Origin of the sequence: Sphingosinicella sp. (assembly GCF_052388015.1) — a bacterium.
Classification (GTDB): domain Bacteria; phylum Pseudomonadota; class Alphaproteobacteria; order Sphingomonadales; family Sphingomonadaceae; genus Allosphingosinicella.
Map to the genome: position 1 here is coordinate 20,259 of NZ_JBQTIN010000031.1, position 7,395 is coordinate 27,653.

Genomic DNA, 7,395 nt, shown 5'->3' on the forward strand with positions numbered 1-7,395 from the left:
CGCCTCCTCACGCCTCCGGCAGGAAGTCCGGCACCGAGAGGTAACGCTCGCCGGTGTCGTAGTTGAAGCCGAGCACGCGCTTGTCCTCGCCCAGCTCGGCGAGCTTCTGGCGGATCGCGTCGAGCGTCGCACCGGAGCTGATGCCGACCAGCATGCCTTCCTCGCGGGCGGCGCGGCGGGCCATCTCCTTGGCGTCGGCGGGTTCGACCTGGACGATGCCGTCGAGAACGCTCGTGTTCATGATCGCGGGGATGAAGCCGGCGCCGATGCCCTGGATCGGGTGCGGGCCGGGATCGCCGCCGGAGAGGACCGGCGAGAGGGTCGGCTCGACCGCGAACACCTTGAGGCCGGGCCAAGCGGCCTTCAGCACTTCGGCACAGGCGGTGATATGGCCGCCGGTGCCGACGCCGGTGACGAGGATGTCGGGCGGCGAATCGGCGAAGTCGCGCAGAATCTCCTGCGCGGTGGTGCGGCGGTGGACCTCCAGGTTCGCCGGGTTCTCGAACTGCTGTGGCATCCAGCTGCCGGGGGTGGCGGCGATCAGCTCCTCGGCGCGGGCGATCGCGCCCTTCATACCCTTTTCCTTGGGGGTCAAATCGAAGCTCGCGCCAAAGGCTAGCATCAGCCGGCGGCGCTCGAGACTCATGCTTTCCGGCATGACGAGGACCAGCTTGTAGCCCTTCACCGCCGCGACCATCGCGAGGCCGATGCCGGTGTTTCCCGAGGTCGGCTCGATGATCGTGCCGCCGGGCTGAAGCTTGCCGGACGCCTCCGCGTCCTCGATCATGCTGAGCGCGATGCGGTCCTTGATCGAGGCGCCGGGATTGGCCCGCTCCTGCTTGATCCAGATCTCGGCATCGCCGAACAGGCGGCTGAGGCGGACGTGGGGCGTGTTGCCGATCGTCTCGAGGATGTTGGCGGCTTTCATGGGGCTGCTCCTTTCGCGGCCTGGGGTTCGAGGCCCGCGCACAAAGCGGGCGGTTCGTTGAGCGGCTGGTCCTTGCCGGACGCCTCGGCGAGCAAAGCCTCGTCGGGGACGACGAAGCGGTCGGCCTTCCTGAGCGAGGGGAAGGCCCAGGCGCAAAAGCCGGTGACGAGCACGGCGAGCGCGCCGCCGCCGACCACCGCGGCGACCGGCCCGAAGGCGGCGCCGGCGAGGCCGGCGCGGAACTCGCCGAGCTCGTTCGAGGCCGAGATGAAGAGGCCGGAGACGGCGGAGACGCGGCCGCGCATCGCGTCCGGCGTGTGGAGCTGGATCAACGAGGAGCGGACGTAGACGCTGATCATGTCCGACGCGCCAAGCACGAACAGGCTAACAAGCGAGAGCCATATCCAGCGGCTCTCGCCGAACACCATCGTCGCGATCCCGAACAAGGCCACGCAGCCGAACATCTTGGCGCCGACATGCCGCCTGATCGGCCGGCGGGCGAGGATGAGGGCGGTGAGCGCGGCGCCCACGGCGGGTGCGGCGCGCAGCGCGCCGAGGCCTTCCGGGCCGACATGAAGGATGTCGCGCGCATAGACGGGCAGCATCGCAGTCGCGCCGCCGAGCAGGACGGCGAACAGATCGAGGCTGATCGCGCCCAGCACGATCTTGTTGTCGCGGACATAAGCGAGGCCTTCGATCACGGCGCGCAGGGGCCGCGACTCGCCGGCATTGACCTTCGGGATCGGTCGGATCAGGAACAAAGCGCCGAGCGCCAGCGCGTAGAGCGCGGCGGACGTCTCGTAGGGCAGGCTGCGCGACACGGCATAAGCGCCGCCGCCGAGCAGCGGGCCGGCGACCGCGCCGGCCTGCCAGGCGATCGAGTTCAGGGCGATCGCGCTCGGCAGCAAGGCGGGCGGGACGAGGTTGGGGGCGATCGAGCCCAGGGCCGGCCCGGCGAAGGCGCGGCAGACGCCAAGGACGATGGCGACGGCGAAAAGCGGCGCCAGGCTCATCGCATCGAACCACAGCAAAGCGGCGAGCCCGGCCGCGCAGAGCATCTCGGCCGCGAGGCAGAGGCGGACGATCAGCCGCCGGTCGACCCGGTCGGCGACGTAGCCGGCGACGAGGACGAGCAGGAACAAGGGCAGGAACTGGGCGAGGCCTACCATGCCGAGCCAGAAGCTCGCCTCGCGGATGGTCATCGTCTCGCGGGCGATGTCGTAGACGTGCAGGCCGATGACGACGACCAGCATCGTGTTGGCGATCGTGCTCGCCAGCCGCGCGAACCAGAAAGCGCGATAGTCGCGGAACTGGAAAGGGGATGCCTCGGCCATCGCGCAGGCGCTTAGGCGGGATGGGCCGCGCCTTCAACGCCGGGCGCGTGCAAAGCGGCAGAGTTCGCGCCCGGAGCGGCGCGGCGCGATTTCCTGCTCCCGCTCGTCGCTGCGAGAGAAGTATTTCGCGTCAGGCCGGCTGGCCCTCCTCGCCGCCGAAAGCGCCGACCGCTTCGAACAAGGCGATCAGCTCCTGGCGCTCCGCGGCACCGATTTCCGGCCGCCAGATCTCGAACAGGAGGACGACCCGCGTCTCGCCGCTCCGGTTCCAGGCCTCGTGCTCGAAGCTGTCGTCGAAGATCAGGGTTTCGCCAAGCCGCCATTCGCGCGTCTCGCTGCCGACGCGCAGCGCGCAGCCTTCCGGTGCGAACAGCGGGACGTGGCAGATCAGCCGCGTGTTCAGCATGCCGTGATGCGGCGCAATATGGGTACCGGGCTTGAGCAGGGAGAGCAAAGCCATCGGCGAACGCCCGGCGATCACGGGCATTGGCGCGGCCTCCAGCGCCCTCATCGTCGCCGGGCAGCGGTCGGCCTGGCCGGGGACCGGCGCGCCCGACTGCCAGAGATAATAAGCGCCCCAGCTTGGATCGCCGAGCAGCCGGTTGTTGGGAGCGGGGCGGCCGGGCGTGCCGGACACGTAGGGCGCGAAATCGCCCTCGGCCGCGATCACCGCTGCGAGTTCGGCTTGCATCACCGGCGTCGCCGCCTCGATCGCGACCAGCCAAGGAAATTCGTCGCGCTCGTAATACTGGCGCTGCGGCAAGCCGGGGAAATAGAAGACGTTGGGCTGCTGGAGGTAGAGTTGCTTGCGGCCGAGGAGCAGGTCCAGCGCCGCCGCGACGCGCGGGCTCGTCTTATCCCCGGTCAGGCCGGCGGCGTCGAGCTTCTCCTCCAAATGGGTCTCATAGCGTTGCGTCGCCTCGGCCAGGAAAGCGCGGGCGCGTTCCAGAAGCGGATGTAGCTGGGTCGGCGGCTGGGTCGTTGCGGCCTGGTTGAGCGCGGTGCGGAAGAAGGCGCCGGCGGCGCGATCGTCCTGCCGCCGCGCGTGCAGCTCGCCCATCGCGAGCAAGGCGGGCAGGTCGCGCTTGTCCCGGTCCAGGATGCGTTGAAGGGCGCGCTCCTCGCCGGCGTCGTCGGCGAGCAGGTTGCAGGCCCGCGCCACCGCCAGCCAGGGCGGCTCGCCGCCCTGCGCCTCGATCTCCTGAAAGATCGTCAGCGCTCCGCCGGCATCGCCCCCGCGCAGCGCATCGATGCCGGTCTGTGCGAGGGACTGAAGTGAGGGCGGGGTGGCGGCCATGCGGCCTTCTATAACGGGGCGGGGCGGAGCGGTAGGCAAAGCGTGCGCAAAGGGGCTTGCCGAATATCGATAAGTATATTATCGTTTATCGATAAACTAATGGAGAGCAGGTCCCATGACCCGACCCTATTCCGCCGCGCTGCCGATCGCTTATGTGGTGCTACGCCTCCTGATTTTGGTGAACTGGCTGGGTGGCGTGGCGATCTTCGTGCTGCTGACCGCGACGATCGTCGCCGAGCAGTGGACGTTGACCGCGCTCGGCATCACGGCGGCGTCGGGGATTCCCGCGATGCTGGTGGGGCTGCGCGCGATCGCCGCGCTCGGCTTGGTCGGCGTCCTGCTCAACGATCTGGTGCTGAGGCGGCTGGTCGCGATCGTCATGACGGTGCGCCGTGGCGACCCGTTCGTCGCGGCCAACGCGGTGCGGCTGCAGGCCATCGCCTGGGCGCTGCTCGCGCTGCAGCTGCTCAGCATGACGATCGGCGCCGTCGGCATGGCGATCTCGACACCGGAGAATCCGGTGGCACTCGACGCCGGCTTCTCGATCAACGGCTGGCTGGCGGTGCTGCTGACCTTCGTCCTGGCCCGCATCTTCGCCGAGGGCGCGCTCATGCGCGACGATCTCAAAGGGACGGTGTGACATGGCGATCGCCGTCAAGCTTGACGATTTGCTGCACGCGCGCCGGATGACGCTGACCGAGCTCGCCGAGCGGATCGGAATCACGCTGGCAAATTTGTCGATCCTGAAGACCGGTAAGGCGCGCGCGATCCGCTTCTCGACACTCGAGGCGATTTGCGCGGCGCTTGCCTGCCAGCCGGGCGACGTCCTGGAATATCTGCCCGACGTGGCGGAAGCGGAGGCGGCATGAGCATCGTGATGGCGATCCATATCGCGGCGGGGCTGCTGGCGCTGCCTTCGGGCACGGTCGCGGTCGGAGCGCGCAAGGGCGGACGGCTGCACGCGCGGGCCGGGACCGTCTTCTTCGGCTCGATGGTCGTGCTCGGCGTCACGGCCGCGATGCTGGAGCCGTTCCGCGACCCGCCGGGATCGCCGATCGCCGGTCTGTTCGTGCTGTATTTCATTGCGACCTCCTGGGTCGCCGCGCGCCGCCGCGACGGGACGACCGGCAAATTCGAGATCATCGCCTGCGCGGCAGCGCTCGGCCTCGCCGCACTCATCGCCTGGGACGCCTTCACCGGCACGTCGGACACGCCCGCGGGCCGCGGCCCGCTTTTCGCTGCCGCTGGTCTGTGCCTGCTCGCCGGGCTTCTCGATCTCAACGCGATCCTGCGCCGAAGGCTCACGCCCGCACAGCGGATCGCGCGCCATTTGTGGCGGATGTGCTTCGCCTTCTTCATCGCCACCGGCTCCTTCTTCCTGGGCCAGCAGGACGTCCTGCCGGCGGCGGTGCGCGGCTCGCCGGTCCTGTTCGTCCTCGCCTTCGCGCCGTTCGCGGTGATGGCCTTCTGGCTGGTGCGCCTGCGCTTCGCCAAAGCGATCGCCCGGCTGAAGCTGCGCGTCCCCGTCCCGGAGCAAGCATGATGACCGTTTCGCCGATCCGGCTGTGGGTGATGCGGGCGATGTACCTGGTGATGGCGGCCGGCCTCGGGCTCACCATCTGGCCGCTGATCGTCAGCCACGGCGATACCGTGCCGCGGATGACCGGGGTCGCCTGGGCGCTGCTCGGGACGATCGGGCTGCTCGCGCTGCTCGGGCTTCGCTACCCGCTGCAGATGATCCCGCTGCTGCTGTTCGAGCTGGCGTGGAAGGCGATCTGGCTGGCCGCCTTCGCATTGCCGCGATGGCTGAACGGCACGCTCGACGAGGGGATGCGGAGCACGATCTTCGACACGTCGCTGGGCGCCGTCCTGATCCTCGTGATCCCATGGCGTTACGTCTGGGCGAACTATGTCGCGCGGCCGGGCGATCCGTGGCGGCTGCGGCGCGGCGAAGGGGAGGCGGGCCATGCAGCAGCCTGACCATAAGGTGCCGCTGTGGCGGCTGTGGGTGCTGCGCGCGACCTACGGGATCTTCGTGTTCCCGGCCCTGGCGATGGCGCCGTTCGGGGGCGGGCCGCTGGCCAAGGCCTTCGTGCACGCGCCGGACGAGCGGGGGATGATCAACGGCATCCAGATCGGCCTGTTCGCGATGTGCGCGCTCGGCCTTCGTTACCCGCTCAAGATGCTGCCCGTCCTGCTGTTCGAGGGATTCTGGAAGACAATCTGGCTGTTCGCCTACGGCATTCCGCAAGGCCTGTCGGGCGTGCGCGCACCGCAATGGGGGCTGGACATCTACCTGATCGGCGGCGCCCCGATCCTGTTCGGGCTGGTCATCCCCTGGAGCTATGTCTTCCGCCATTACCTCCAGGCGCCAGCGGAGCGCTGGCGCTAGGGATTGGAGCCCTTCATCGCGGTCGAGACGTTGGTGAAGGTCTTGTTGAGCGACGTGCCGAGACCCTGCATCGCGGTGATCGCGGCGACCGCGATCAGCGCGGCGATCAGGCTATATTCGATGGCTGTCGCGCCGCGCTTGTCGTTGCCGATCCGGCGAAGAAAACGCATGAAAACCCCCGTCCGTGTCGTTGGAGGCTGCGGCCTTTACCAGCACTGCTTAGCGGTCCGTTAAGCACGTCTTGATGCATGTTTGGCCCGCTTGTCCCGGCCCTGCATCTGTCTGCCGAGGCGCCGGTAATCGCCCCGGGAGCGGGCGATCAGGCGGAGGAGGGGCGCAGCCGCCAGGGAAGGCCGGGCAGCTTGATCATGGCCTGACCGCAAAGCGTGCATTGCGTGACGAAATATCCGCCTTCCCAGCGATTGCGCTGGTGATCGGGGATGTGCCGGCCGAACAGATTGTGGAGGATCATCCGCTGTCTCCCGCTGCGGGCGCGCCGGCCTCGCCGCGAATGACCCGCTCGACCGCCAGCAAGCCCGCCTCGCTCTGGAGCGCGATATCCAGCGGCCGGCCGCCGAGCCCGGCATGGTCGTTGTTGAGGAAGTCCCGCGTCGCGTCGGCGGTGACCAAGGCGGCCTGCGTCGCCTTGAGCAGGCGGGCCTGCCGCGCGGCCACCTCCCGCGAAACGGGCGTCCTGCGAACGGATTTCCGGAAGTTCATGCTCACCGGCTTTCGTCCGGCTTGTGACCGCGAGGTGTCGGCGGCGGCCGGCGGATGATCGCCGGCGGGCGAGACGGCGAGGGACGGGGCATGCGAAGCGCCTCGCGCTCGCCTTCGGTCGCCGGGCCCTGTTGCGGCAGCAGGAAAGGCGCGAAGGCGGCCCTGACGCTGTGGCGCCCGGCCTGGTCGTAATAGACGAGGCGCGCCTCGCTGCATGTGGCGGCGCGCGCCATCGCCATGGCCGCCCGTTTGCGGCCGAGCCAGTAGGTCTTTTCCATGTGAAATCGCCTGTTCGGCAAGCGGGAGCACGGACGTGTCTCTCAGTCACAAGGCGCTTGCGGAAAACGCAGGTGATGGGAAGCGCTTAGCAGGTTGGAGGTTAACAAGCCAGCGGAGTGGCCGACGCGCGGCTTATTTCCGTCGCCGACACCGCGCCGAAGGTGACGAAAGTGTCGGAACGTGGCGGAGAAAAGCGTCACCTTCGGCGGCCTTTCCCGCCCCACCGGTCCAGGTCCACACCCCGCGCCCGTTCGGCTGCGCGCAGGGCGGCGATGAGCAGGCCATCATTGTAGACGCGGCGCGTGCCGCGCTGGACGCCGCGATAGAAATAGGGCTGCTCGACGCCGTGGAGCGCTCGCTCGATAGCGGCGCTGTGGGCGGTTGCGCGGCCCATCGCCTGCGCCTCGCGCCAGGCGCGGGCGAAGCCGCTTTCCGGGCCGGCGCG

The 7,395-nt window shown here is 68.9% G+C and carries 12 protein-coding genes and 1 pseudogene; 5 read left to right on the plus strand and 8 right to left on the minus strand.

All coding sequences use genetic code 11. From position 1 onward, the window contains the following. Positions 1-7: 7 nt before the first annotated feature. The 3 genes from cysK to ACT4N3_RS02425 form a co-directional block, all read right to left on the minus strand. A complete protein-coding gene (cysK, locus tag ACT4N3_RS02415; RefSeq protein ID WP_444853611.1) occupies positions 8-928 on the minus strand; it encodes a cysteine synthase A in 921 nt (306 codons plus the stop codon). After that, positions 925-2,262, minus strand: coding sequence for an MFS transporter (locus ACT4N3_RS02420; protein ID WP_444853612.1), 1,338 nt, complete (start codon positions 2,260-2,262; stop codon positions 925-927). The genes cysK and ACT4N3_RS02420 overlap by 4 nt, the downstream gene beginning before the upstream one ends. A gap of 130 nt (positions 2,263-2,392) precedes the next feature. Further along, positions 2,393-3,559: an aspartyl/asparaginyl beta-hydroxylase domain-containing protein gene (locus ACT4N3_RS02425; RefSeq protein WP_444853613.1), complete on the minus strand. Its 1,167-nt coding sequence runs from the start codon at positions 3,557-3,559 to the stop codon at positions 2,393-2,395. A gap of 115 nt (positions 3,560-3,674) precedes the next feature. On the opposite strand from ACT4N3_RS02425, the gene ACT4N3_RS02430 reads away from it, so the two are divergent. The 5 genes from ACT4N3_RS02430 to ACT4N3_RS02450 are packed head-to-tail and all read left to right on the plus strand — an operon-like array spanning position 3,675 to position 5,951. After that, positions 3,675-4,199, plus strand: coding sequence for a DUF2975 domain-containing protein (locus ACT4N3_RS02430; RefSeq protein WP_444853614.1), 525 nt, complete (start codon positions 3,675-3,677; stop codon positions 4,197-4,199). Between the two features lies 1 nt (position 4,200). Further along, a complete protein-coding gene (locus ACT4N3_RS02435) occupies positions 4,201-4,428 on the plus strand; it encodes a helix-turn-helix domain-containing protein (RefSeq protein WP_444853615.1) in 228 nt (75 codons plus the stop codon). Continuing rightward, positions 4,425-5,102, plus strand: a complete 678-nt coding sequence (locus ACT4N3_RS02440) for a DUF2306 domain-containing protein (protein ID WP_444853616.1) — start codon at positions 4,425-4,427, stop codon at positions 5,100-5,102. The genes ACT4N3_RS02435 and ACT4N3_RS02440 overlap by 4 nt, the downstream gene beginning before the upstream one ends. Beyond that, positions 5,099-5,539: a hypothetical protein gene (locus ACT4N3_RS02445; RefSeq protein ID WP_444853617.1), complete on the plus strand. Its 441-nt coding sequence runs from the start codon at positions 5,099-5,101 to the stop codon at positions 5,537-5,539. Before ACT4N3_RS02440 ends, ACT4N3_RS02445 begins: the two co-directional genes overlap by 4 nt. Beyond that, positions 5,526-5,951 carry a hypothetical protein gene (locus ACT4N3_RS02450; protein ID WP_444853618.1) on the plus strand — a complete coding sequence of 142 codons (426 nt, stop codon included), beginning with the start codon at positions 5,526-5,528 and terminating at the stop codon, positions 5,949-5,951. Before ACT4N3_RS02445 ends, ACT4N3_RS02450 begins: the two co-directional genes overlap by 14 nt. On the opposite strand, the gene ACT4N3_RS02455 is transcribed toward ACT4N3_RS02450, so the two are convergent. The 5 genes and pseudogenes from ACT4N3_RS02455 to ACT4N3_RS02475 form a co-directional block, all read right to left on the minus strand. Next, positions 5,948-6,121 (minus strand): Flp family type IVb pilin, encoded by a 174-nt coding sequence (locus ACT4N3_RS02455; RefSeq protein ID WP_444853619.1) that lies wholly within the window; start codon positions 6,119-6,121, stop codon positions 5,948-5,950. The genes ACT4N3_RS02450 and ACT4N3_RS02455 overlap by 4 nt on opposite strands. A 149-nt stretch (positions 6,122-6,270) precedes the next feature. After that, complete coding sequence (locus ACT4N3_RS02460; RefSeq protein WP_444853620.1) at positions 6,271-6,423, minus strand: hypothetical protein; 153 nt, start codon at positions 6,421-6,423, stop codon at positions 6,271-6,273. After that, positions 6,420-6,626: an antitoxin Xre/MbcA/ParS toxin-binding domain-containing protein gene (locus tag ACT4N3_RS02465; protein ID WP_444853621.1), complete on the minus strand. Its 207-nt coding sequence runs from the start codon at positions 6,624-6,626 to the stop codon at positions 6,420-6,422. Before ACT4N3_RS02465 ends, ACT4N3_RS02460 begins: the two co-directional genes overlap by 4 nt. Positions 6,627-6,673: 47 nt before the next feature. Next, entirely contained in the window at positions 6,674-6,949 is a 276-nt protein-coding gene (locus ACT4N3_RS02470) for a hypothetical protein (RefSeq protein ID WP_444853622.1), read from the minus strand. Between the two features lie 197 nt (positions 6,950-7,146). Next, positions 7,147-7,395, minus strand: a pseudogene (locus ACT4N3_RS02475) (hypothetical protein); the annotation flags it as partial.

Coding starts and splice junctions, on each gene's coding strand:
- cysK (WP_444853611.1), bottom strand. CDS start 928: ATGAAAGCCGCCAACATCCTCGAGACGATCGGCAACACGCCCCACGTC.
- ACT4N3_RS02420 (WP_444853612.1), bottom strand. CDS start 2,262: ATGGCCGAGGCATCCCCTTTCCAGTTCCGCGACTATCGCGCTTTCTGG.
- ACT4N3_RS02425 (WP_444853613.1), bottom strand. CDS start 3,559: ATGGCCGCCACCCCGCCCTCACTTCAGTCCCTCGCACAGACCGGCATC.
- ACT4N3_RS02430 (WP_444853614.1), top strand. CDS start 3,675: ATGACCCGACCCTATTCCGCCGCGCTGCCGATCGCTTATGTGGTGCTA.
- ACT4N3_RS02435 (WP_444853615.1), top strand. CDS start 4,201: ATGGCGATCGCCGTCAAGCTTGACGATTTGCTGCACGCGCGCCGGATG.
- ACT4N3_RS02440 (WP_444853616.1), top strand. CDS start 4,425: ATGAGCATCGTGATGGCGATCCATATCGCGGCGGGGCTGCTGGCGCTG.
- ACT4N3_RS02445 (WP_444853617.1), top strand. CDS start 5,099: ATGATGACCGTTTCGCCGATCCGGCTGTGGGTGATGCGGGCGATGTAC.
- ACT4N3_RS02450 (WP_444853618.1), top strand. CDS start 5,526: ATGCAGCAGCCTGACCATAAGGTGCCGCTGTGGCGGCTGTGGGTGCTG.
- ACT4N3_RS02455 (WP_444853619.1), bottom strand. CDS start 6,121: ATGCGTTTTCTTCGCCGGATCGGCAACGACAAGCGCGGCGCGACAGCC.
- ACT4N3_RS02460 (WP_444853620.1), bottom strand. CDS start 6,423: ATGATCCTCCACAATCTGTTCGGCCGGCACATCCCCGATCACCAGCGC.
- ACT4N3_RS02470 (WP_444853622.1), bottom strand. CDS start 6,949: ATGGAAAAGACCTACTGGCTCGGCCGCAAACGGGCGGCCATGGCGATG.